At 57.0% G+C, this 21344-nt stretch carries 21 protein-coding genes; 9 read left to right on the forward strand and 12 right to left on the reverse strand.

The window, feature by feature from the left end; genetic code table 11:
* Positions 1 to 25 precede the first annotated feature (25 nt).
* Genes K7H21_RS00675 through rfaQ form a run of 4 tightly spaced genes read right to left on the reverse strand, consistent with a single transcriptional unit; the run spans position 26 to position 4343 of the window.
* A complete protein-coding gene (locus tag K7H21_RS00675; RefSeq protein ID WP_004126630.1) occupies positions 26 to 1015 on the reverse strand; it encodes a glycosyltransferase in 990 nt (329 codons plus the stop codon).
* Between the two features lie 30 nt (positions 1016 to 1045).
* Complete coding sequence (locus K7H21_RS00680) at positions 1046 to 2140, reverse strand: glycosyltransferase (protein ID WP_087828414.1); 1095 nt, start codon at positions 2138 to 2140, stop codon at positions 1046 to 1048.
* A gap of 2 nt (positions 2141 to 2142) precedes the next feature.
* Positions 2143 to 3270 carry a glycosyltransferase family 4 protein gene (locus tag K7H21_RS00685; RefSeq protein ID WP_004126625.1) on the reverse strand — a complete coding sequence of 376 codons (1128 nt, stop codon included), beginning with the start codon at positions 3268 to 3270 and terminating at the stop codon, positions 2143 to 2145.
* Complete coding sequence (gene rfaQ / locus K7H21_RS00690) at positions 3267 to 4343, reverse strand: putative lipopolysaccharide heptosyltransferase III (protein ID WP_004126622.1); 1077 nt, start codon at positions 4341 to 4343, stop codon at positions 3267 to 3269. The genes K7H21_RS00685 and rfaQ overlap by 4 nt, the downstream gene beginning before the upstream one ends.
* A 111-nt stretch (positions 4344 to 4454) precedes the next feature.
* On the opposite strand from rfaQ, the gene K7H21_RS00695 reads away from it, so the two are divergent.
* Both K7H21_RS00695 and K7H21_RS00700 read left to right on the forward strand, forming a co-directional pair.
* Positions 4455 to 5417, forward strand: coding sequence for a polysaccharide deacetylase family protein (locus K7H21_RS00695; RefSeq protein WP_004126620.1), 963 nt, complete (start codon positions 4455 to 4457; stop codon positions 5415 to 5417).
* A 21-nt stretch (positions 5418 to 5438) separates the two neighbouring features.
* The gene (locus K7H21_RS00700) at positions 5439 to 6521 is read left to right on the forward strand and encodes a glycosyltransferase family 9 protein (RefSeq protein WP_004126617.1); all 1083 of its coding nucleotides are present in this window, start codon (positions 5439 to 5441) and stop codon (positions 6519 to 6521) included.
* A gap of 26 nt (positions 6522 to 6547) precedes the next feature.
* Here K7H21_RS00700 and K7H21_RS00705 read toward each other — a convergent pair whose 3' ends face one another.
* Genes K7H21_RS00705 through rfaD form a run of 5 tightly spaced genes read right to left on the reverse strand, consistent with a single transcriptional unit; the run spans position 6548 to position 11575 of the window.
* On the reverse strand, positions 6548 to 7714 hold the full coding sequence (locus K7H21_RS00705) for an O-antigen ligase family protein (protein WP_176690152.1): 1167 nt from the start codon (positions 7712 to 7714) through the stop codon (positions 6548 to 6550).
* On the reverse strand, positions 7692 to 8600 hold the full coding sequence (locus K7H21_RS00710; RefSeq protein WP_004126611.1) for a hypothetical protein: 909 nt from the start codon (positions 8598 to 8600) through the stop codon (positions 7692 to 7694). Before K7H21_RS00710 ends, K7H21_RS00705 begins: the two co-directional genes overlap by 23 nt.
* On the reverse strand, positions 8600 to 9571 hold the full coding sequence (gene rfaC, locus K7H21_RS00715) for a lipopolysaccharide heptosyltransferase RfaC (protein WP_004126608.1): 972 nt from the start codon (positions 9569 to 9571) through the stop codon (positions 8600 to 8602). Before rfaC ends, K7H21_RS00710 begins: the two co-directional genes overlap by 1 nt.
* 3 nt (positions 9572 to 9574) lie before the next feature.
* Positions 9575 to 10633, reverse strand: a complete 1059-nt coding sequence (gene rfaF, locus K7H21_RS00720; protein ID WP_004126606.1) for an ADP-heptose--LPS heptosyltransferase RfaF — start codon at positions 10631 to 10633, stop codon at positions 9575 to 9577.
* 9 nt (positions 10634 to 10642) lie between these two features.
* Positions 10643 to 11575, reverse strand: a complete 933-nt coding sequence (gene rfaD, locus K7H21_RS00725) for an ADP-glyceromanno-heptose 6-epimerase (RefSeq protein WP_004126603.1) — start codon at positions 11573 to 11575, stop codon at positions 10643 to 10645.
* A gap of 214 nt (positions 11576 to 11789) precedes the next feature.
* Between rfaD and kbl the strand changes: the two genes are divergently transcribed.
* From kbl to K7H21_RS00740, 3 genes are all read left to right on the forward strand, one after another.
* Positions 11790 to 12983: a glycine C-acetyltransferase gene (kbl, locus tag K7H21_RS00730; RefSeq protein ID WP_142445862.1), complete on the forward strand. Its 1194-nt coding sequence runs from the start codon at positions 11790 to 11792 to the stop codon at positions 12981 to 12983.
* Between the two features lie 9 nt (positions 12984 to 12992).
* Entirely contained in the window at positions 12993 to 14018 is a 1026-nt protein-coding gene (gene tdh, locus K7H21_RS00735; protein ID WP_004126597.1) for an L-threonine 3-dehydrogenase, read from the forward strand.
* Positions 14019 to 14178: 160 nt separating this feature from the next.
* Positions 14179 to 14976 (forward strand): glycosyltransferase family 2 protein, encoded by a 798-nt coding sequence (locus tag K7H21_RS00740; RefSeq protein ID WP_112166030.1) that lies wholly within the window; start codon positions 14179 to 14181, stop codon positions 14974 to 14976.
* Here the strand turns inward: K7H21_RS00740 and K7H21_RS00745 are convergent.
* Genes K7H21_RS00745 through gpmM form a run of 3 tightly spaced genes read right to left on the reverse strand, consistent with a single transcriptional unit; the run spans position 14973 to position 18734 of the window.
* Complete coding sequence (locus K7H21_RS00745; protein WP_004126591.1) at positions 14973 to 15905, reverse strand: divergent polysaccharide deacetylase family protein; 933 nt, start codon at positions 15903 to 15905, stop codon at positions 14973 to 14975. The two genes, K7H21_RS00740 and K7H21_RS00745, sit on opposite strands and share 4 nt — an antisense overlap.
* 3 nt (positions 15906 to 15908) lie before the next feature.
* Positions 15909 to 17180, reverse strand: a complete 1272-nt coding sequence (gene envC / locus K7H21_RS00750) for a murein hydrolase activator EnvC (protein WP_004126588.1) — start codon at positions 17178 to 17180, stop codon at positions 15909 to 15911.
* A 9-nt stretch (positions 17181 to 17189) separates the two neighbouring features.
* Positions 17190 to 18734, reverse strand: a complete 1545-nt coding sequence (gene gpmM, locus K7H21_RS00755) for a 2,3-bisphosphoglycerate-independent phosphoglycerate mutase (RefSeq protein ID WP_004126585.1) — start codon at positions 18732 to 18734, stop codon at positions 17190 to 17192.
* Between the two features lie 245 nt (positions 18735 to 18979).
* On the opposite strand from gpmM, the gene K7H21_RS00760 reads away from it, so the two are divergent.
* From K7H21_RS00760 to gpsA, 4 genes are all read left to right on the forward strand, one after another.
* Positions 18980 to 19411, forward strand: coding sequence for a rhodanese-like domain-containing protein (locus K7H21_RS00760; protein WP_004126582.1), 432 nt, complete (start codon positions 18980 to 18982; stop codon positions 19409 to 19411).
* A gap of 112 nt (positions 19412 to 19523) precedes the next feature.
* Entirely contained in the window at positions 19524 to 19775 is a 252-nt protein-coding gene (gene grxC, locus K7H21_RS00765; protein ID WP_004106850.1) for a glutaredoxin 3, read from the forward strand.
* 59 nt (positions 19776 to 19834) lie between these two features.
* Positions 19835 to 20302 (forward strand): protein-export chaperone SecB, encoded by a 468-nt coding sequence (gene secB, locus K7H21_RS00770; protein WP_004106849.1) that lies wholly within the window; start codon positions 19835 to 19837, stop codon positions 20300 to 20302.
* Positions 20302 to 21318 carry an NAD(P)H-dependent glycerol-3-phosphate dehydrogenase gene (gene gpsA, locus K7H21_RS00775; protein WP_049114115.1) on the forward strand — a complete coding sequence of 339 codons (1017 nt, stop codon included), beginning with the start codon at positions 20302 to 20304 and terminating at the stop codon, positions 21316 to 21318. The genes secB and gpsA overlap by 1 nt, the downstream gene beginning before the upstream one ends.
* The last annotated feature ends 26 nt before the right edge of the window (positions 21319 to 21344 follow it).

Here is a 21344-nt window from a genome sequence, read left to right on the forward strand (position 1 = left end):
TTGGCGGAAACTAAGGGATTCAGTATTAAGCCGCGTCGCGATAGCGCTTGATGCGCAGATAGCGGCGTCCAAGACGCCAGCGTAGACGGAACGTACGGGCGTTTTTCCAGATCAGGCGCCAGATGCCGCGGTCGAAAAACTCTTTAATGATAATATGCTTTTTTGACTCATCTTTCATGCTATCGAAGGTATGAATAATTCCCAGCCCCTCTTTGGCGATCTGCCAGCGGCAGGCGGAAATATCGCGAACCTTGTCCGGATAGCGCTGGTTGATGGCGTCCAGCATCTCCAGAATCTTCATGTAGTGGCGCGCTGAACGCATCAGCGTGTCGTCGTTGTCCGGCTTATGCGATACCGATTCCGAGTGAATATAGTAGTCGTAGAACTGTTCGCTGGTGTACTGCACGCGTTCTGCCGCCAGCAGCACTTCGGTGGTCCAGGGAATATCCTGATGGCGCAGGCCAGGCTCAAAATGGAAGTGGTGGCTGGCGATAAACTCGCGGCGGTAGATATTGAGCCAGGTGACATGCAGGAACTTACGAGAATCCAGCGCCTGCTTTAACCAGACGTGGCCGGGCAAAACGCCCGTCGACTGCAGCCGGTCCAGCGGAAAAATAGGATGGATATCTTTTTTCGTCTCGTAGACGTAGCGGCCGTTGCAGGTGGCGACGTCAAGATTGCCCTTTTCCGCCATCTCCAGAAGCGTACGGTACATGCCCGGGTAAAGCTTATCGTCGATATCCGGGAAGGTCAGGTACTTACCGGTCGCCGCGGCGAGGCCGGTATTGCGCGCCACCGACACGCCCTGGTTTTCCTGCTCCAGCACGAGCACGTTTTGCAGGCGCTCTTTCCACTGGTCGATAACCGCAAGGCTGCCGTCCGTCGACCCGTCGTTCACCAGGATCAGTTCATAGCTTTCCAGCTGCTGTTGCTCAAGGCACTCAAAGAATTGCGCAAGGAATTTTTCGCCGTTATAGACGGCGGCTACGATGCTTAGTAAAGGCGTTTGACTCATAACTCATTCGATCCTGGTTGAATAACGGCGTCAGGCGCTGCGCAGCTGACGATACTGCTGACAAATCGATGCCACGCTGAACTTCTCCAGCGCCGCTGCGTCGATGGCCGGCGGGCTATGGTAAATGCTTTGCATCGTCTGAGCCAGCGCCGGGCTGTTGAGATCCGCCAGGCCGCGCGACAGCTCGCCGGTGAGGATCTCGGTCACGCCGCCCGGGCAGCGGGTGCTGGCGACCGGCGTATCCAGCAGCAGCGCCTCAACCACCACGTTGCCAAAGCCTTCGCTATCGGAGCTGAGGACCAGCATCCGCGCGCCTTTGATCCACGGCAGCGGGTTTTTCTGGAAGCCTTTAAACAGGACGCGATCGGCAACCTGTAGCGCCTGCGCCAGCTGGCGCAGGCGCTGCTCTTGTTCCGGTTTGCCCTGCCCCAGCAGCACCAGCGGCGCGTCGATACCGCTTTGCGCATAGGCCTCAATCAAGCGGTCGTGCCGTTTGCCGGGGTGGAAGCGGCCGACGTGAATAATATAGTCGCCGTCGGGTCGCTGGCTGGGCTCTTCGGCCGCGGCGCGCAGGGCGGCGATATCAAACGGGTTATAAATCGTTTTAAGCTGGGCGGGGCGAATGGCGAACTGCTCGACCAGGTCTTGACCGACCGCATCGGAGACGGTAACGACATTGCGTCCCTGATAAACGCGCCCGATCTTCTGCTTTTTCATCCAGCGGTTAAAACCGCTGCGGTGTCCGAGATAGGACGTGGAGAACACGCCGTGCAGGCAGAACCAGACGTTGCGCCCGTTCAGCAGGCGGCTGCGGGAGACGATGCGGTCGGTTTTATGTAGATTGGAGAGCACCAGATCGAAACGGCCCTGCTGTTCTGCTTTCTCGATTGCCGCATCAAGCTGGCGCGCGCGCCGGGATAGCTCGGTGAGTTTGCGCCAGGGTTTGCGGCAGCGGTCGGCGATGACCTGATAATCCAGCCCCGCCGGTAGCGGATACTCGCAGACATCGCGTAGGGAAAAAAGCGATACCTGTTCACCCTGGCTGCTAAAATGCGCTGCCAGCGTCAGCACGACTTTTTCCGCGCCGCCGCCGGGCAGGCCGTCGATAACAAACAGTATGCGCATCGTTATTTCACCAAATCCTGATAGAGGGAGAGCAGCTGTGCCGAGAGCCGTTCGCTGGTGCAGGTCATGATCCGCTCGCGGGCGCGCTGGCCTTCTGCAGAACCCAAAGCCCGAGCAGGCAGGGCGTTAACCGACTCCTGCAGGGCCGGGATATCCAGCGCATCGCAAACGTAGCCGTTGCTGCCCTGAACGATAAACTCCGCGCCGCCGCAGCCGGTAGTCGTAATCACCGGCAGGCCGCAGGCCATCGCTTCGAGAATGACGTTGGGGAACGGATCGTAAAGCGTCGGCAGCAGCAGGGCGTCGGCCATCTGATAGAATGGCAGGGTTTCCGACTGCATGCCGAAAAAGCGCACCCGTTCCTCGCAGTTGAGCGTTTTCGCCAGCTGCTGATAGCGACTCTGCTCTTTATCTTTGCCCACCACCAGAAGATAGCGGTTGGTCGGCGCGATGGCGCGGATCGCCGCATCCAGCCCCTTGCGCTCAAAGCCGGAGCCGACGTAAATCAGGCAGGTTGCCTGGATCGGCAGATTCCATTTGGCGCGCAGCGCGGTAAAGGCTTCTTCCGTCGGCGGCAGAAAACGCTGGTTATCAATAGCGTTATAGATGACGTGAATTTTTTCCGCCGGCAGGCCGAAGTCTTCAATAATCTCGCGTTTAATCATCTCCGCGTTGCAGATAACGCCGCGCAGGTGCGAGTCCTGGTACATGTCGCGCTCGGCCTGCATCACATAGCGATGGTAGCGGTCGGCAAACAGCAGGCGGCTTTTCCAGCCGGGCAAAATGCGCGAGCGCTGCTGCAGCCAGCGGCGGTGTACGCCGTCTCCGGCGCGGTACAGGTCGCAGCCGGGTATACGCTCATGGCTTTGCACCAGATCGAAGGCTTCGCGCTGCCAGAGCTGGCGGGCGGCGTCGGCAAACCCACGCTCGCGGCTGATCCGCCCCCACTTGCGCGGATTGCAGATGTGGATGTTCCACTCGGGCTTCACCGGCCCCTGCCACTCGCGGGTGATGACGTTCAGTTCAAGATCGCTGTCGTCGAGGGCTTCCAGCGCGCGGGAGACAAAGCGCTCCGCACCGCCGTCCGGGCGATACTTCTGGCGTACCAGAGCCAGCCTGAATTTACTCATGCCAGTACCTTTTTCGCCGCCGCGATGACCGCGTCGGTGGGGATTAAATCGAGAAAGCGTTCGTTGGTGTTGGTATCAATGTCGTCAGGATCGGGAATCGATCCGAAATCACCCGCCCAAATCACCTCGCCCTGCGCCTGCCATGGACGCCAGAAGGTGAGCTTGGAGGGGCCAAATAGCGCCACCAGCGGCGTACCGAGCGCGGCGGCCATATGCATCGGCACCGAGTCGACGCCGATGAACAGGCGGGCATGGTCGATGACGGACGCCAGCTGGCGCAGGGTGAGCAGCCCGGCGAGGGAGTGCAGGCGAGCATTGGGGCAGCCCGCCATAATGGTGTCGATCATCTGCTTCTCTCTGGCGTCAGGGCCGGAGGTCAGCACGACCGGGTAGCCTGCTTCAGAAAGCGCGTTTATCAGGGCGCTCATTCGCGCTTCGCGCCAGCACTTAAAGAACCAGCGGGAGGTCGGCTGAATGACGATATAGTTATCCTGAAATCCTTCCGGCAGCAGCGCGCGGCTGGCGCGCCAGTCCTGCTCGCTGTAGCCCATCTTCGCCGGCGCGTCAGCAATATCCAGTCCAAGCGGCGCCAGAATCGACAGATTCTGCTGCACGGTATGCAGCTGGTTATGCCGCTCGGTTGAGGCGAGGGCGGTATGGCAAAAACGCCAGGCCGGGTGGCGACGCTTCGGAAAGTCAAAGCCGATACGGATGGCCGCCCCGGTCAGTTTGGTGATGATCGCGCTGGGCCACTGATCGGCAAGATTGAGCACCATATCGTAGCGCTGCTGGCGGAGCGTGCGAATCAGCCGCCACTCCATCTTCAGCTGATGGCCAGCGCCCTGTTTTTTCCAGCGCCGGTCAATGCCGTAAATGTGGCGGATATCCGTATTCGCTGCGAGCATATCCCGCGTTTCTTCATAAAGCAGCACATCCACGCAGGCGGCGGGATATTGCTGCTTAAGCGCATGAATAAGCGGCGTTATCAATAACATATCGCCATGATGGCGAAGCTTAATAACCAGGATTCGCGCCGGGTTCACGCGGCCGGAAGTGCGGGTTTCAGGCGTCATTCTCTGTTCTTCATTCAGGGTCAGGGCTCCGATTCTAGGGGATCAGATAGATTGAGAGAAGCCTTGTCTTGCTCTACCATGACCCGATACGTATGGCCTGAGGACGTTTTCGTGCACAAACCCGCATTTCTCATCACGATTGATACAGAGGGTGATAACCTCTGGCAAAAACATGACAGCATCACCACCGAGAATGCGCGCTATCTACCGCGTTTTCAGCAGCTTTGCGAAAAGTATGGTTTTAAACCGGTCTGGTTGACCAACTATGAAATGGCTATCGACCCGGTTTATATCGAATTTGCCAAAGATACGATCGCCCGGGGTACCGCGGAAATTGGTATGCATCTCCACGCGTGGAACAGCCCGCCGACCGATCCGCTCACCGATGACGACTGGCGACATAAACCGTATTTGATCGAGTACAGCGATGCGGCGATGCGGGCAAAAGTCGACTATATGACCCGTCTGCTGGAGGACACCTTCCAAACCAAAATGGTCAGCCATCGCGCCGGGCGGTGGGCGTTTGATGAGCGCTACGCGCGTCTGCTGGTGGAGTATGGTTATCTGGTGGATTGCTCGGTTACCCCGAGAGTGAACTGGAAGACGGCGAAAGGCGCGCCGCAGGGCGACGGCGGCACCGATTATCGTCATTTCCCGCAGCACGCCTATTTTCTTGACGAGAATGATATCCGTCGTGAAGGGCAATCATCGCTGCTGGAAGTGCCTATGAGCATTCAGTACAAGCACTCCGCGTGGATGAATAGCCTGAAGCAGGGCTACGATCGCCTGCGCGGCAAAGTACGCTCGCCGTCGGTACACTGGCTGCGTCCGATGGGCGGTAACGTTGAGACGATGAAAAAAGTGGTCGAACAAACGTTGACTCAGGGTAATGACTACGTCGAATATATGCTCCACTCTTCAGAGTACATGCCCGGCGGCAGCCCAACGTTTAAAAACGAGCAGGATATCGAGCGCTTATATGCCGATCTGGACGCTTTTTTCAGCTGGCTGGCGCCGCAGGTGAAGGGAATGACGTTGGCGGAGTATTACCAACAGAAACTCACACAGCGATAAAAGATCACAACCAGGTACCGTATGCGTATCGTGAAGCAGTTTACGCGGAAGAAAAATGCCTTCTTCCGCGAAATTAAGTTTAATTTAATTAACTATCGTTACAGAAATAAAAGCGCACGCCAGCCCTTTAATTCCGCGAAGATTCAGCATGTTTTATTATTGCGCCTGGATGACAAAGTTGGGGATATGGTCGTAACGACCGGCTGCGCAAAGCTTTTAGCCGATCGGGGCTATAAGGTTTCTGTGCTGACCGGGCCGGTCTGTAAGCAGATGCTTGCCGGCGCGGATTTTCTTGAGCAGGTCTATTTATATCAGCCGCGGATGCCGTTAAACGCACTGCGTGCGGCAGGATTTGACGCGGTTGTTGATTTTGATGATGTGAAAACCTACGAGCGTTTTAAACTGCTGGCTGATTTGCAGCCTGGCTGTGTTATCGGTTTTAATAAACAAGAATATAAACTTTACGATCACTCCATCCCTTTTCTGGATAGCAGCAGCCATATTTCCGCCCGCTATAAAGCCGTCGCCAGGCTATTTGGCATAGAACACCCTCATTACCACTATCATCTGCCCGGCGATGCTTTTGAGCGGGAAAAAGTCAAAACACTGATGGCTCAGCACAAGGGGAGTCAGCTCTGTATTGCCATAAACCCGTTTACCGCCTCAACGGATAAAGACTTTTGCCGTCATCAGGTTTCTGCCCTGATTGAGCGCTTATATACGCTCCCTTATAAAATCAGCGTCGTGATGGTCGGGCATAGCGAGAAAATTCGTCAGCTTAATCTGGAAACGGCGCTGCATCTGCCTGATAGCAATATTAATTCAGCGGTTGAGATTGTTCGCCACTGCGATCTGGTGATTACGGCGGATACCGCCATCGTGCATATTGCTCGCGCGTTCGACAAGCCCATGGTGGCGGTTTACAACAAACGTAAACTCAAAGATACCGGTTTGCCAGGCTATACCATCTGGGCGCCGGGTTATGACAAGGCCAGACAAATTGTCTGCGAAGAGACTAACGTCGCCGACATGACCATTGACGCGGTCTGGCCGGTGATCAAAGCCCAGGCGGATGCCCTGATCGCCGCCCGCCAGCAGGCGTAAAAAAGGGCCCGCTGCGGGCCCTTGTCTTAGCGTTTCGCCTTCAGGCCGCCGCTGAGCGCAATGCCCAGCGGTAGCCAAAACAGCGGCCAGCTTTCGCGAGGGTTGCTGATGATAAACATGCCCTGCGAAGCCATAAAAATCAGCGCATAGATAAAAATCGCCAGCCCGTAGCGGCCATCCTGCTGTTTACGCCATGCCTGCCATAACCCTCCAGCAATCACCGCCAGCAGCAGCGCCAGGCCGATGATGCCGCCTTTCAGCAGTGCGCCAAGATAGACGCTGTGGGTGGTGGTGATATGCTCGCCGCTGTAGTTGGTAAAGTTGAGCTCGTAGTCAAAGCCACGACCCAGCCACGGCTGGCTGGCTACTTCCTGGACCGTATGGCGCCAGATACTCAAGCGCAATCCGCTTTGTGTGCCCAGCTCTTCAAAGCGCGCCAGCAGCAGGTCTCCCGTTGGCGTAAAGAGGAAAAGCGCGCCCAGAACCAATGCTAACGCGGCGACAATCAAAAGATTGCGGCGGGTAAAGACGTGCAGGTGCAGGGTGCAAACAAACGCCACCAGCAGGGCGATAATCGGGCCGCGGCTTTGGGTCAGAAACAGCATCACCAGCATGATGGCCATCGGCACATACAGCAGGTGGCTGCCTTTCTCCTTCAGCAGCATCGCGCAAATAAGGATACCGATACCGCAATAGCCTGCGAGGTCGATAACGTTGGTCGGCCCGGGATTGCCCGGTGACACCAGGCGCTCTTTGAGGACCAGGGTGAAATCGATCGCCATCGTCCAGATGGAGAGCACCGTGATCCCGGCAACGACGCTCAGCAGCGCCAGATGTCGGGTTCGGGTGTCGCCCAGCAGGGTAGTTAGCAGCAGGAGATAAAAAATTAAATAGGCGCCGTGCGTCAGCGGCGAGTCGATATGCTGAGGCGTCTGCCCCCAAATGTTGCTCAGGGCATAGTAAACGCAGAATACCACCAGCAGGCTATAAACCGGCCACCGCTGGCGGATGCTTTCCGCTATTGCCTGACGGTTAACCTGGTTAAGCAGTGAAAGCAAAAACAGCAAAATAGATAAATGAAGAAGGTTGTTTGTCCGGGTTGATACGCAAAAAACAGCGCTAAAAAACAGAAACAAAGTGAAGAAAACGGTGTAGCCCTGTCTGGCGTAACTACTTATTTTTAAAGTACTCATCAAAAGAAACCTTTGCGAAAATCGTTTCCGGAACCGCGCTTTCTAAAGAGAAGTTAACGACCCGAATATGGTTTTGTTGCAGCACGTTGGCAGCGTGCGAAAAGGACGGCATGACCAGGTCATCCACCTTATTTGCCAGCCAGGAGGGGAGTTTATCCTGTTCCGTTTCGTAGAATCGCGGCTGGTTGAAGTTACTCATATCCAGACCGCTTATCAGAATGGTTTTAAATCCCAGCCACATCAGAATTTGCAGGGCCCAGTAGACCACGGTTCCGGCATCGAAAATGCCCTGGCGGATATCGGTGCTAAAGCAAATATCCTGCCGCTGCGGGTGAAAGCGTAAAGCCGCAACGCCTTTCCAGACCTGCGGCATCGCGCTTTTGGCGACTTTGGGCTGATAAATTTTATAACAGGCGTCTTCAATTAATGCCAAACGACAGCGAAGCTCTGCGCCGTGGCGGTCGAGGATTTTGGCGATACCGTGCATGGTGGTGAAGAGCACGAGATCGGGTTGGCTAATCACTGAACGAATCACGTCCGGCTTTTTATCGTAAAAGACCATATCGACAATGGTATAGAACGAAAATTTAATTTTATCAGAGAGATGCCAGGCGCCATTCACCCCCATCACCGGAACGCTTTTCGGCAGCCGCGTGAAATCAATACGGCGCGTAGAGGGGCCGGTGGCGGTCAGCAGCACCTCGCCCTGGGCGCTATCCTTCAGTTCGCTGAGATTAACCAGCGGCACCGTTTTTCCTTTGTATTTCAGGGTGCGGATTTCACCGCTCGCCGCGCGCGTGATATGGGTAAACGGCCAGAGATTTTCGTTATGGCGATAGGCGCGTCGATGCGTGTAGCGATAGATCTGCTTAAATAATGAACCCATTAAGCCAGTTCCTGAGATTTCAACAGTTGCCGAATCCGGGAGGCGGGTATATCCCCCGTGCTGCTGCCGCTTTCCGGGCGCACCACGTACTGATTTTTACCGTAGCCGCCAATCAGCCCCGGATCGGTCGGGCCGTACAGCGTGAAGTTCGGTTTATCGAGCGCGGCGGTAAGATGGCTCAGCCCCGTGTCGACGGAAACCACCCCGCGCGCGCCTGCCAGAACCTCTGCTACCTGCTCCAGGCTCATGCGCGGCAGGACGTCGACAAAATCGTGCCCCTCCGCCAGGCGCCTGGCCCGCGCCTCTTCATGGGGGGCGCCCCACGGCAGTTTGATGCGTACGCCGCTGTCGGTCAGCAGGGCGATAAGCGCCCGCCAGTTCTCTTCCGGCCAGTGCTTATCATCGCGCGTCGTGGCGTGGAGGAACACCAGATACGGCGCAGCGGACGGGTCAGTCTGACGCAAAAAATGGCGGGCGATCGCGTAGTCGCCCTGGGTTTCCGGCTTCGCGTAGCCGAGGCTTTTTGCGAACAGCTCGCGGGTGCGCTCAACGGCGTGCTGCTGTTTAGCAATATGGTGGCGACGGTTGTAAAACAGGCTGGCCAGCGGCTCGCGGGCGGTTTGCCAGTCCATACCGTGCTTCACGCCGCGGGCCAGCCGGGTGACCAGCGCGGCGCTCTTCACCAGCCCCTGAGCATCGATGATCGCGTCATATTTTTCCGCCCGTACGGCGTCGCGGAAAGCCTTACGCTCGGCTTTGATCGGCGCGGAAAACCACGCCTTGCGCCAGCGGCGAATCGCTACCGGGATGACCCGGTCGACGGTCTCATGCCAGGAGGGGATCTGCGCGAAGCCTTCCTCAACCACCCAGTCGAAACGAATGCCGGGAAAGGCCAGCGCGGCGTCGCTCAGCGCGGGCAGCGTGTGCAGCACGTCGCCCATGGACGAGGTTTTTACGATCAGTACCCGCATCCGTTAGTCTTCCTCTTGTTCCGTTTTTTCCAGCAACAGGTCGTTTAATTCTTCCAGCACGCGCTGTGGCGTAATGTCGATCAAACTCTGATGATAGCCTTCGGCGGCGTCGCCTTTACGCACTTTGTGGTAGCCACTGATCAGGCGGATCACGCGCGCTTTGTGCGACAGAGGTGGAGTGAAGTCCGGGCTGCTGGGCCCGTAGAGCGCCACCAGCGGACGGTCGAGCGCGGCGGCGACGTGCATCAGGCCGGAATCGTTGCTGACCACCGCTTTACAGGCGGCGATCAGAATGACCGCCTGCTCAAGTTGAGTCTCCCCGGCCAGATTGCGGCACCATGCCTGCTGTTCGGTATTGAGGGCGGCGAGGATTTCATTGCCCGCTTCGTGGTCTTTCGCGGAGCCAAACAGCACGATCTGAAAGCCTTCGTCGATCAGCTGTTTCGCCAGTTCGGCGTAGTGATAGTGCGGCCAGCGTTTTGCCGGGCCGAACTCTGCGCCGGGGCAGAAGCCGATGAGCGGGCGCTCGGCTGAGAGGTTAAACGCGCTACAGGCCTGCGATTTTTCGCCTTCATGTACCTGCAGCTGCGGCCAGAGCAGCGGCTGCGGCAGATCTTTCGCGCAGCGCATCACGCCTTTGTCGTAGGCCAGACCGACGTAGCGTTCGACCATCAACGGCCAGGCGTCTTTATCCAGCTTGCGGGCATCGTTCAGCAGGCCGTAGCGCATCTCGCCGAGCCAGCCGGTGCGATGCGGTATTCCCGCAAAGAACGGCACGAGGGCCGATTTAAACGAGTTGGGCAGCACATAAGCGCGATCGTAGCGACGTTCGCGCAGGCTGTGCCCAAGCTTACGCCGTTCCCCGATTTCCAGCGCGCCGTGGCCGAGCGGCATCGGGATTGCTTCGTTGACTTCCGGCATGCGCGATAGCAGCGGACGGCACCATGCGGGCGCCATCACGTCGATGATCGCCTGGGGATAGCGCGCCCTGAGCGTACGATAAAGACTTTGCGACATCATCATGTCGCCCACCCAAGACGGGCCAATCACCAGTATTTTCATGCTTGCTTCTTACGCGTCGCGGTTCAGCCAGGCCATATATTCCGTTACGCCTTCGGCAACGGTCTTAAACGGTTTATCGTAGCCCGCTGCGCGCAGGTTTGTCAGATCCGCCTGGGTAAACGCCTGATAGCGGCCTTTCAGCTTATCCGGGAACGGAATGTACTCGATGCTGCCTTTCTGGTGGTAAGCCAGCGTTGCGTCTGCGACAGCCTGGAAAGACTCCGCGCGGCCGGTGCCAAGGTTGAAAATGCCGGATACGCCGTTTTCCCAGAACCACAGGTTCACCGCCGCGACGTCGCCGACGTAGACGAAGTCGCGCTTGAAGCCGTCGCTGCCTTCAAACAATTTCGGACTTTCGCCATTATTCAGCTGAGTATTCAGATGGAAAGCGACGCTGGCCATGCTGCCTTTATGGCCTTCGCGCGGCCCGTAGACGTTGAAATAGCGGAAGCCGACGATCTGCGAGTTCGCTTCCGGCAGGATCTGACGGACATATTCATCAAACAGAAACTTGGAGTAGCCGTAAACGTTGAGCGGCTGCTCGTATTCGCGGGATTCGATAAAGTCGCTGGTGCGGCCGCCGTAGGTCGCCGCGGAAGAGGCGTACAGGAACGGGATTTCACGCTCCAGACAGTAGTGAAGCACCTCTTTTGAGTACTGATAGTTGTTATCCATCATGTACTTGCCATCCCACTCCGTGGTGGAAGAGCAGGCGCCTTCATGGAAAATAGCGTCGATATCGCCGAACTCTTCGCCCGCCATAATCTGGATCAGAAAGTCTTCTTTATCCATGTAGTCGGCAATGTTCAAATCCACCAGATTGATGAATTTGGTGCCGTCTTTCAGATTATCTACGACCAGAATGTCGGTAATGCCCTGGTCATTCAGTGCTTTAACGATATTGCTGCCGATAAAGCCTGCGCCGCCGGTAACGATGATCATAACTGTAACCTTTGAAGTGGGTAGTCCAGAGACAATCCGGACATGAATGCTCTTATCATATCACTACATCGAAAAGGCTTCAGCCATTCGCCGATAAGGTAGAGAGGGACTCGTGATTTATGCTGCAAATAATTCATGCAGTAATGCATCATCTCGTATCAGCGTATAGCTTTAGGTAATATGTGCCAAATTTTGCCGAATCTGGAGAGTTGCAATGCGTGGTGATTTCTACAAACAGTTAACCAATGACCTGGATACCGCGCGCGCGGAAGGGTTGTTTAAAGAAGAACGGGTTATTACTTCGGCGCAGCAGGCGGATATCACCGTCGGCGGCAGCCAGGTGATTAACTTCTGCGCCAATAACTATCTCGGCCTCGCGAACCACCCGGAACTGATTGCCGCCGCGAAAAGCGGCATGGATAGCCACGGCTTCGGTATGGCCTCCGTGCGTTTTATCTGCGGGACCCAGGACAGCCATAAAGCGCTTGAGAAGAAGCTGGCCGATTTTCTCGGTATGGAAGATGCGATTCTCTACTCCTCCTGTTTTGATGCTAACGGCGGCCTGTTTGAAACCCTGCTCGGCGCAGAAGATGCGATTATCTCCGATGCCCTGAACCATGCGTCGATCATCGACGGCGTGCGCCTGTGTAAAGCGAAGCGCTTCCGCTACGCCAACAACGATATGGTGGAGCTGGAAGCCCGTCTGAAAGAGGCGCGTGACGCCGGCGCGCGCCATGTGCTGATTGCCACCGACGGCGTGTTCTCAATGGACGGGGTGATCGCCAACCTGAAGGGCGTTTGCGATCTGGCGGACAAATACGACGCGCTGGTGATGGTGGATGATTCTCACGCCGTGGGTTTTGTGGGTGAAAACGGCCGCGGTTCCCATGAGTACTGCGACGTGATGGGCCGCGTCGATATTATCACCGGTACGCTGGGTAAGGCGCTGGGCGGCGCGTCCGGCGGCTATACCGCCGCGCGTAAAGAAGTTGTCGAGTGGCTGCGCCAGCGCTCGCGTCCGTATCTGTTCTCCAACTCGCTGGCACCGGCGATTGTCGCCGCTTCCATCAAAGTGCTGGAGATGGTGGAAGCGGGCAGCGAGCTGCGCGACCGCCTGTGGGCTAACGCGCGCCTGTTCCGTGAAAAAATGACCGCGGCAGGGTTTACCCTCGCGGGCGCCGATCACGCCATTATCCCGGTGATGCTCGGTGAAGCCACCGTGGCGCAGCAGTTCGCGCGCGAGCTGCAAAAAGAAGGGATTTACGTCACCGGATTCTTCTACCCGGTGGTACCAAAAGGCCAGGCGCGTATCCGTACCCAGATGTCTGCGGCGCATACCCCTGAACAAATTGAACGTGCGGTGGAAGCCTTTACCCGCATCGGTAAACAACTGGGCGTCATTGCCTGAGGGTGTGAGATGAAAGCGTTATCCAAACTGAAGGCGGAAGAAGGCATCTGGATGACCGACGTGCCGGAACCGGAAGTCGGCCATAACGATTTGCTGATTAAAATTCGCAAGACCGCGATTTGCGGTACCGACGTGCACATCTACAACTGGGACGAGTGGTCGCAAAAGACCATTCCGGTGCCGATGGTGGTGGGCCATGAATATGTCGGCGAAGTGGTGGGTATCGGTCAGGAAGTTCGCGGCTTTAAGCTTGGCGACCGCGTTTCCGGCGAAGGGCATATCACCTGCGGCCACTGCCGTAACTGCCGCGCCGGGCGTACGCATCTGTGCCGCAATACCACGGGCGTCGGCGTCAACCGTCCGGGCTGTTTTGCCGAATATCTGGTGATCCCGGCGTTTAACGCCTTTAAAATCCCCGACAATATCTCTGACGATCTGGCGTCGATTTTCGACCCATTTGGCAACGCCGTGCATACCGCGCTTTCATTCGACCTCGTCGGTGAAGATGTGCTGGTTTCCGGCGCCGGCCCGATCGGCGTGATGGCCGCCGCGGTGGCGAAACACGTTGGCGCGCGTAACGTGGTGATTACCGACGTTAACGAATATCGTCTGGAGCTGGCGCGCAAAATGGGCGTCACCCGGGCGGTGAACGTTTCTAAAGAGAACCTTAACGATGTGATGGCCGAACTGGGCATGACCGAAGGTTTCGACGTGGGTCTGGAGATGTCCGGCGCGCCGCCGGCGTTCCGCACCATGCTCGATACCATGAACCACGGCGGGCGCATCGCCATGCTGGGGATCCCGCCGTCGGATATGTCTATCGACTGGACCAAGGTGATTTTCAAGGGGCTGTTTATCAAAGGGATTTATGGTCGCGAAATGTTCGAAACCTGGTACAAGATGGCCGCGCTCATCCAGTCCGGTCTCGATCTGTCGCCGATCATCACTCACCGCTTTGGTATTGATGATTTCCAGCAGGGCTTTGACGCGATGCGTTCCGGCCAGTCTGGCAAAGTCATTCTCAGCTGGGATTAATTTCCCCCGGTCTGCATTTTAAAAAAGCGCCTGCGGGCGCTTTTTTGAGAGTTGTCCTACATTTTTGTGATACTTAATCCACTCCGCACTTTTTCTAAATCGCTTTCTCGCCTATTCGTTTATACAGTCAGTTTAACCATGGTTTAACCCTACAAAGATTATGCTTAAACTTTCTGTATGCTTATTGACCTGTAATTCATCCCGCTTATTACGGGAGGTTTTACCACCTTTGCTTAAGGTAGCTGATGAATTTATCGTCATCGATTCAGGCAGTACGGACGCCACGCTGCAGATTTGCCAACAGTTCGGTCTCACCGTTCACTATCATGCTTATACCACTCACGGCTCGCAGATGAACTACGCGACCTCCCTCGCCAGCCACGACTGGGTGCTGTGTATGGATAGCGATGAGATTCTTGATGACGAGGTGGTGGCAGCTATTCTGGCGCTGAAGGCGGGGGATGAGCCCGATCCAACCTGCGCCTGGCGTCTGCCGCGCTACTGGTTCGTGCTGGGTGAAGAGGTGCGAACTATTTACCCGGTATCCTCGCCGGATTTCCCGGTTCGCTTGTATAACCGTTCTGCCGCCCGGTTCAACGAGCGTCCGGTAGACGATCAGGTCGTCGGTTTTTCGTACTCGGCCAGGCTACCGGGATGCGTGCGCCACGACACTTTCTACTCCCTGCATGAAGTGTTTAATAAGCTCAATAGCTACACCACGCGGCTGGTTAAATATCAGAAGATCAGGCCGTCTCTTGGGCGCGGAGCGATCAGCGCGATTGGCGCTTTCTTTAAGTGGTATCTGTTTAGCGGAGCGTGGCGAAAGGGCAAGGTCGGCGTGGTCACCGGGCTTTACGCGACCTTTTACAGCTTTCTTAAATACTTTAAAGCCTGGTACGCCCATCAGGACAAGCCGGAATCCGCGGCGGATAAGCACACGGATTCCCGGACGATTTAGTTGGTGGGCTGATCCCAGCCCTGCCACTTCAGCTGGTAATACTGCAACAGCGTACTCTGGGCGATGCTTTCGCTCAGAATGGTAAAGAAGCGGCTGGCGTTGACCGGCTCCGGCGGACGTTTAGATTTGCACTGCTTCACGCCGCGGAACGGATTGCGCGGCGGCTGAACCCGCGGCGCGGTGTTCGGCGTAGAGGTATCCACCTGCGGTTCGTTGAGCAGGCTGCTCGGGCGAACCAGAGTGATATCCGGCGGCAGGTTATACACCATCTGCTGCAGCACGCGCACCGTCGTCGGGTGCGGGTGGCCGATAGCAATGGCGGAACCGTTGCGCCGCGCCAAAGCGATAGCGCGGTTGAACTGATAGCGGATATCCGCTTCGTTTTGGGTATCGTCGAGGAAAACCTTACGCTTAATCACCTTTACGCCGGTGCCCTGCGCCGCGCGCATGGCTTGGGTATTGCCGATGGTGACGCTATCGAGAAAGTAGAGATTGTAGCGCTCGAGCGCCTGCATCACCTTCTGCATGCCGAAGAGGTTCGACGTCATCGCGCTGCCCATATGGTTATTCAGCCCCACGGCGTAAGGGACCTTGCCGTAGGCTTCGCGGATAATGCGCTCTATCTCGCTGCTGTTCATATCCGGACGGAGAGTATCTTTTTCCAGCGGCTGTTTGCTGAGCGGCGCCATCGGCAGGTGGATGAGCACCTCGTGGCCGAGATTATGCGCTTTGGTCGCCATTTCGCGGGCGTGGGGCGCATTAGGGAGTACGGCAACGGAGATCGTCGCTGGCAGCGCCAGCACCTGGTTTTCCGTTTGTGGACGATAGCCAAAGTCGTCGATAACAATGGAGAGTTTGCCGGCAAATACCGGCGACGCGATAACCAGCGTACCGGTTACCGCGAGTGCGATTCTGCGAAATTGAAGCAAAACTTATCTTCCCAACCACGGCTGTGGATTGACCGCCTGACCCTGGCGGCGAATTTCGAAATAGAGCGACGGACGGCCCTGACCGCCGCTGCTGCCTACGAGAGCGATCGGCTGGCCCGCCCGGACCTGAGTGCCGACGCTGACCAGCGCGCTTTGGTTATAGCCGTAAAGACTCATGTCGCCTTTGCCGTGTTCAACGACCACCACCAGGCCATAGCCCTGCAGCCAGTCGGCGAGAATAACCCGACCATCGGCAACGGCTTTGACCTCGGTGCCTTCAGACGCAGCGATAACCATCCCCTTCCAACGTAGTTCACCTTGCAGCTGTTCGCCATAGCGATGGAGAATTGAGCCGCGAACCGGCCAGAATGCCTGGCCGCGCGGTGAGCCAAGCCCGCCGGTGCGGGACATCAGCGAGCGTTCGCTTTCGGTAGGTTTGTAGGTGGTGCCTTTACGCGAGGCTTCCTGCTGGCGATCGCGCACATCCTGCGCTTCGCGGGCTTCGCGATCCGCTCGCGCTTTGGCCGCCGCCGCCGCCTGGGCGATACGGCCGCGCAGGCGTGATTCGTTAGCCCGCATCTCGCTGAGCTGCTGCTGGCCTTGCTGAATGGAGGATTCCAGGCTGGCGAGGGTCTTTTTACGCTCGTTGCGCGCCTGCTCCAGCTTGCTCTGCTGGGCGCGCTGTTCGTACACCAAGGTTTGCTGCTGGCTCTGTTTCTCTTCCAGCATCGATTTTTGCACCGCCATGTCTTCGCGGGTTTTCTTCAACTGGGCGATGGTTTCCTGGCGCGCCTGGTTCAGATAGCCAAAGTAGGCCTGCAGGCGTTGATTACGCTGCCCCTCTTCGCCGCTGAGGATCATCTGGATACCGGTATGTGGCCCCTGACGAAACGCGGCGTCGAGTTGCGCGGAAAGATTACGCTCCTGCGAGGCGCGCTGACGCTCCAGCTTAGCCAGCGCGGCGTTCATTTCGTCGATCTGCTTATTTAGCTGGTTCAGCGTTTCCTGAGTTTCGCGCAGCTTGCGCGCGGCGGCGGAGATAGCCTCCTCCTGCGCTTTAAGCTGAGCGACCAGGGAAGCGCGCTGCTGCTGCTGCTGCTTAATCGCCCGCTGTTTAGCGGCGATATCGGCCTGAATGGATTTAAGCTGGTCGCTGTCGTCGGCGTGAGCAGATGCGGCGCACAGCAATACGCCAGCGCTAAGCGCGCTGGCGTAAAGGACGGATCGAACTGCCGTTGCGATCCATGTAGTTGAATAAGTCGCCTTTCCCCTCATGGGGAAGGATTATTCCACGATGAACAGCGGCTTGCCAGTCATCTCTTGCGGGATTTCCATTCCCATCAGCGTCAGCATGGTCGGCGCGATGTCGGAAAGTTTGCCGCCGTTAACCGCTTTGACGTTTTTATCGCCAACGTAAATCAGCGGAACCGGCAGGTTGGTGTGCGCGGTATGCGCCTGACCGGTGGCCGGGTCGCGCATCTGCTCGGCGTTGCCGTGGTCTGCGGTGATCAGCAGCTGTCCGCCAACGGATTCAACGGCTTTGCTAACCTGGTCGATGCAGTGATCCAGCGCTTCCACCGCTTTAACGGCGGCTTCCATCACTCCGGTATGGCCAACCATATCGCCGTTCGGGTAGTTACAGATGATGGTGTCGAACTGACCGCCCTTGATGGCGGCAACCAGTTTTTCGGTCAGCTCGGCGGAGCTCATTTCCGGCTGCAGATCGTAGGTCGCGACCTTCGGCGAGTTGATCAGAATGCGCTCTTCGCCTTTGAACGGCTCTTCAACGCCGCCGTTGAAGAAGAAAGTTACGTGAGCGTATTTTTCGGTTTCGGAGATGCGCAGCTGGGTTTTGTCGTTCTTCGCCATCCATTCGCCGAAGGTATTGGTCAGGGACGCCGGCGGATAAGCACAGGCGACTTTAATGTCCGCGGCGTATTCGGTCAGCATGACGAAATCGAGGTTCACCACTTTCTTACGGGCGAAGCCGTCGAAATCGGCGTTAACGAAGGCGCGAGTAATTTCGCGGGCGCGGTCGGCGCGGAAATTCATGAAAATCAGCGCATCGCCGTCTTCCATCGCCGCGTCGGCCTGGCCTGCGGCGCGGATAACGGTCGCTTTCACGAACTCATCGTTCTCATCGCGCGCATAAGCGGCCTGCAGGCCTGCAACGGCGGTATCGGCCTGGAACTCGCCTTTTGCCAGGGTCATCAGATCGTAAGCCTGCTCAACGCGATCCCAACGGTTGTCGCGGTCCATGGCGTAGTAGCGGCCAATGATCGAGGCGACGCGGCCTTTGCCCAGCGCGGCAAATTTGTCTTCGAATTTCGCCAGCGTCTTTTCAGCGCTGCGCGGCGGGGTATCGCGGCCGTCGAGGAAGGCGTGCAGATAGATTTTATCCGCGCCGCGCTCGGCTGCCAGTTCCACCATCGCCATGATGTGGTCTTCGTGGCTGTGGACGCCGCCCGGCGACATCAGGCCCATGATATGCACGGCTTTGCCCGCGGCGACGGCTTTATCGACCGCGCCGGTCAGTACCGGGTTGGCGAAGAAGGTGCGTTCTTTGATTTCAACGTCCAGGCGGGTCAGATCCTGGTACACGATGCGGCCCGCGCCGAGATTAACGTGGCCTACTTCAGAGTTGCCCATTTGACGATCCGGCAGACCGACTTCCAGGCCTGAAGCATCGATCAGAGTGTGCGGACGTTTTGCCCACAGTGCGTCCATAACAGGGGTTTTAGCGCTATAAATAGCGTTATCCTGCTGGTCTTCACGGTAGCCATAGCCATCCAGAATCACCAGTACCATAGGTTTTTTAGAAACCGACATTGCGACAACCTCATGCTCAAAGACAGAATATTTGCGTAATTTTACTACAGCTGAATCGATCAAATCACCGTAAAAGATCAAAGAAAGAGGGCGGCCAGAGCGCATCGTTGCGGCGAGAGCGGTTTTTTTTCGTGACGGGCCGCAGAAAATACATTACATCGCGCTCACTGGCTGTATTTGCCGCAATGCACAGGTATACTCCTTCCCTGGTTTTTTTATCACTTAGTCGGGAGTTGTAACCCCCCATGCAAGAAATTATGCAATTCATCAGCCGTCACCCCGTCCTGAGCATCGCGTGGGTCGCGCTGCTGGTGGCGGTGCTGTTCACCACCTTTAAAGGATTGATGTCGAAAGTTAAAGTCATCACCCGTGGTGAAGCGACGCGCCTGATCAACAAAGAAGATGCCGTGGTTGTCGACCTGCGTCAGCGTGACGATTTCCGTAAAGGCCACATTGCGGGTTCTATTAACCTGCTGCCGAGCGATATCAAAGCAAATAACGTCGGCGAGTTGGAAAAGCACAAAGCACAACCCATTATAGTAGTAGACGGCTCAGGTATGCAGGCGCAAGAACCCGCCAGCGCGCTGAACAAAGCCGGCTTTGAAAAGGTCTTCGTACTGAAAGAGGGCATCGCTGGCTGGAGCGGCGAGAACCTTCCTCTGGTACGCGGTAAATAATTTACCCGCGTCTTTAATGGCGCAGCGCGGTTTTCCCTGCGGCGGCTATTCGCCAGCGGGAAAATAGCGCCTGCGGCGTGAAACTCTCGGGGGTAAAAACAGGAGTGAAGTCATGGCCAATATTGATATCTATACCAAAGCGACCTGCCCGTTCTGCGTACGTGCAAAAGCGCTGCTGAACAGCAAGGGCGTGACGTTCAACGAGTTGCCTATCGATGGCGATGCTGCGAAGCGTGAAGAAATGATTCAGCGCAGCGGTCGGACGACGGTTCCGCAGATTTTTATTGATGCGCAGCACATTGGCGGCTGTGACGACTTGTATGCGCTTGATTCACGTGGTGGACTCGATCCCCTCCTGCGCTAATTTTTGCGCTCATCCCCATTGGACGGGCGTACTTAAGGACAACACGAAAGGGTTTTACTATGTCAGAACAAAACAGCACCGAAATGACTTTCCAGATTCAGCGCATCTACACCAAAGATATCTCTTTTGAAGCGCCGAACGCGCCGCAAGTTTTTCAGAAAGATTGGCAGCCGGAAGTTAAACTTGATCTGGATACGGCTTCCAGCCAGCTGGCTGAAGGCGTGTATGAAGTGGTGCTGCGCGTAACCGTAACCGCCTCTCTGGGCGAAGAAACCGCGTTCCTGTGTGAAGTACAGCAGGGCGGTATTTTCTCCATCGAAGGCATCGACGGTACCCAGATGGCGCACTGCCTCGGCGCATACTGCCCGAACATTCTGTTCCCGTACGCGCGCGAGTGCATCACCAGCCTGGTTTCTCGCGGTACCTTCCCGCAACTGAACCTTGCGCCAGTGAACTTCGATGCGCTGTTTATGAACTATCTGCAGCAGCAGGCTGGCGAAGGTGCTGAACAACATCAGGATGCCTGATGAACGCGCTTAACGCTGCAATGACTGTGATCGGTGCCGGCTCTTACGGCACCGCTCTTGCCATCACCCTGGCAAGAAATGGCCACGAGGTTGTCCTCTGGGGCCATGACCCGAAACATATCGCGACGCTGCAGAACGATCGCTGCAACGCTGCGTTCCTTCCCGATGTTCCATTCCCGGATACGCTGCACCTTGAGAGCGACCTGGCAACGGCGCTTGCCGCCAGCCGCGATATTCTCGTGGTGGTGCCCAGTCACGTCTTTGGGCAGGTTCTGCGCCAGATCAAGCCGCTGATGCGCCCTGACGCGCGTCTGGTATGGGCAACAAAAGGTCTGGAAGCCGAAACCGGACGCCTGCTGCAGGACGTGGCCCGTGAAGCGCTGGGCGACGCTATTCCGCTGGCGGTGATTTCCGGCCCGACCTTCGCCAAAGAGCTGGCGGCAGGCCTGCCGACCGCGATCTCGCTGGCGTCTACGGACCCGCAGTTCGCTGATGATTTGCAAAGCCTGCTGCACTGCGGCAAGAGCTTCCGCGTCTATATCAACCCGGACTTTATCGGCGTGCAGCTCGGCGGCGCGGTGAAAAACGTCATCGCTATCGGCGCCGGCATGTCTGACGGCATCGGCTTTGGCGCCAACGCGCGTACCGCGCTGATTACCCGCGGGCTGGTTGAGATGTCCCGCCTCGGGGAGGCGCTTGGCGCCGATCCGGAGACCTTTATGGGGATGGCGGGCTTAGGCGATCTGGTGCTCACCTGCACCGATAACCAGTCGCGTAACCGCCGCTTCGGCATGATGCTCGGTCAGGGCATGGACGTGCAAAGCGCGCAGGAGAAGATTGGCCAGGTGGTTGAAGGCTATCGCAATACCAAAGAGGTTCGCGTTCTGGCGCAGCGTTTAGGCGTCGAAATGCCAATAACCGAGGAAATTTATCAGGTATTGTATTGCGGAAAAATTGCGCGCGAGGCAGCATTGACCTTATTAGGTCGTGCACGCAAGGACGAGCGTAGCAACTAACTGCGATGGAACCTGGATCACCTGAG

The organism is Klebsiella sp. CTHL.F3a (assembly GCF_019890895.1).
Taxonomy (GTDB): domain Bacteria; phylum Pseudomonadota; class Gammaproteobacteria; order Enterobacterales; family Enterobacteriaceae; genus Klebsiella; species Klebsiella grimontii.

Excerpts from the sequence above, each read along its gene's own strand:
- K7H21_RS00675 (WP_004126630.1), bottom strand. The coding sequence starts at position 1,015 with ATGAGTCAAACGCCTTTACTAAGCATCGTAGCCGCCGTCTATAACGGC.
- K7H21_RS00680 (WP_087828414.1), bottom strand. The coding sequence starts at position 2,140 with ATGCGCATACTGTTTGTTATCGACGGCCTGCCCGGCGGCGGCGCGGAA.
- K7H21_RS00685 (WP_004126625.1), bottom strand. The coding sequence starts at position 3,270 with ATGAGTAAATTCAGGCTGGCTCTGGTACGCCAGAAGTATCGCCCGGAC.
- rfaQ (WP_004126622.1), bottom strand. The coding sequence starts at position 4,343 with ATGACGCCTGAAACCCGCACTTCCGGCCGCGTGAACCCGGCGCGAATC.
- K7H21_RS00700 (WP_004126617.1), top strand. The coding sequence starts at position 5,439 with ATGCGTATCGTGAAGCAGTTTACGCGGAAGAAAAATGCCTTCTTCCGC.
- K7H21_RS00705 (WP_176690152.1), bottom strand. The coding sequence starts at position 7,714 with ATGAGTACTTTAAAAATAAGTAGTTACGCCAGACAGGGCTACACCGTT.
- K7H21_RS00710 (WP_004126611.1), bottom strand. The coding sequence starts at position 8,600 with ATGGGTTCATTATTTAAGCAGATCTATCGCTACACGCATCGACGCGCC.
- rfaC (WP_004126608.1), bottom strand. The coding sequence starts at position 9,571 with ATGCGGGTACTGATCGTAAAAACCTCGTCCATGGGCGACGTGCTGCAC.
- rfaF (WP_004126606.1), bottom strand. The coding sequence starts at position 10,633 with ATGAAAATACTGGTGATTGGCCCGTCTTGGGTGGGCGACATGATGATG.
- rfaD (WP_004126603.1), bottom strand. The coding sequence starts at position 11,575 with ATGATCATCGTTACCGGCGGCGCAGGCTTTATCGGCAGCAATATCGTT.
- kbl (WP_142445862.1), top strand. The coding sequence starts at position 11,790 with ATGCGTGGTGATTTCTACAAACAGTTAACCAATGACCTGGATACCGCG.
- tdh (WP_004126597.1), top strand. The coding sequence starts at position 12,993 with ATGAAAGCGTTATCCAAACTGAAGGCGGAAGAAGGCATCTGGATGACC.
- K7H21_RS00740 (WP_112166030.1), top strand. The coding sequence starts at position 14,179 with ATGCTTAAACTTTCTGTATGCTTATTGACCTGTAATTCATCCCGCTTA.
- envC (WP_004126588.1), bottom strand. The coding sequence starts at position 17,180 with ATGAGGGGAAAGGCGACTTATTCAACTACATGGATCGCAACGGCAGTT.
- gpmM (WP_004126585.1), bottom strand. The coding sequence starts at position 18,734 with ATGTCGGTTTCTAAAAAACCTATGGTACTGGTGATTCTGGATGGCTAT.
- K7H21_RS00760 (WP_004126582.1), top strand. The coding sequence starts at position 18,980 with ATGCAAGAAATTATGCAATTCATCAGCCGTCACCCCGTCCTGAGCATC.
- grxC (WP_004106850.1), top strand. The coding sequence starts at position 19,524 with ATGGCCAATATTGATATCTATACCAAAGCGACCTGCCCGTTCTGCGTA.
- secB (WP_004106849.1), top strand. The coding sequence starts at position 19,835 with ATGTCAGAACAAAACAGCACCGAAATGACTTTCCAGATTCAGCGCATC.
- gpsA (WP_049114115.1), top strand. The coding sequence starts at position 20,302 with ATGAACGCGCTTAACGCTGCAATGACTGTGATCGGTGCCGGCTCTTAC.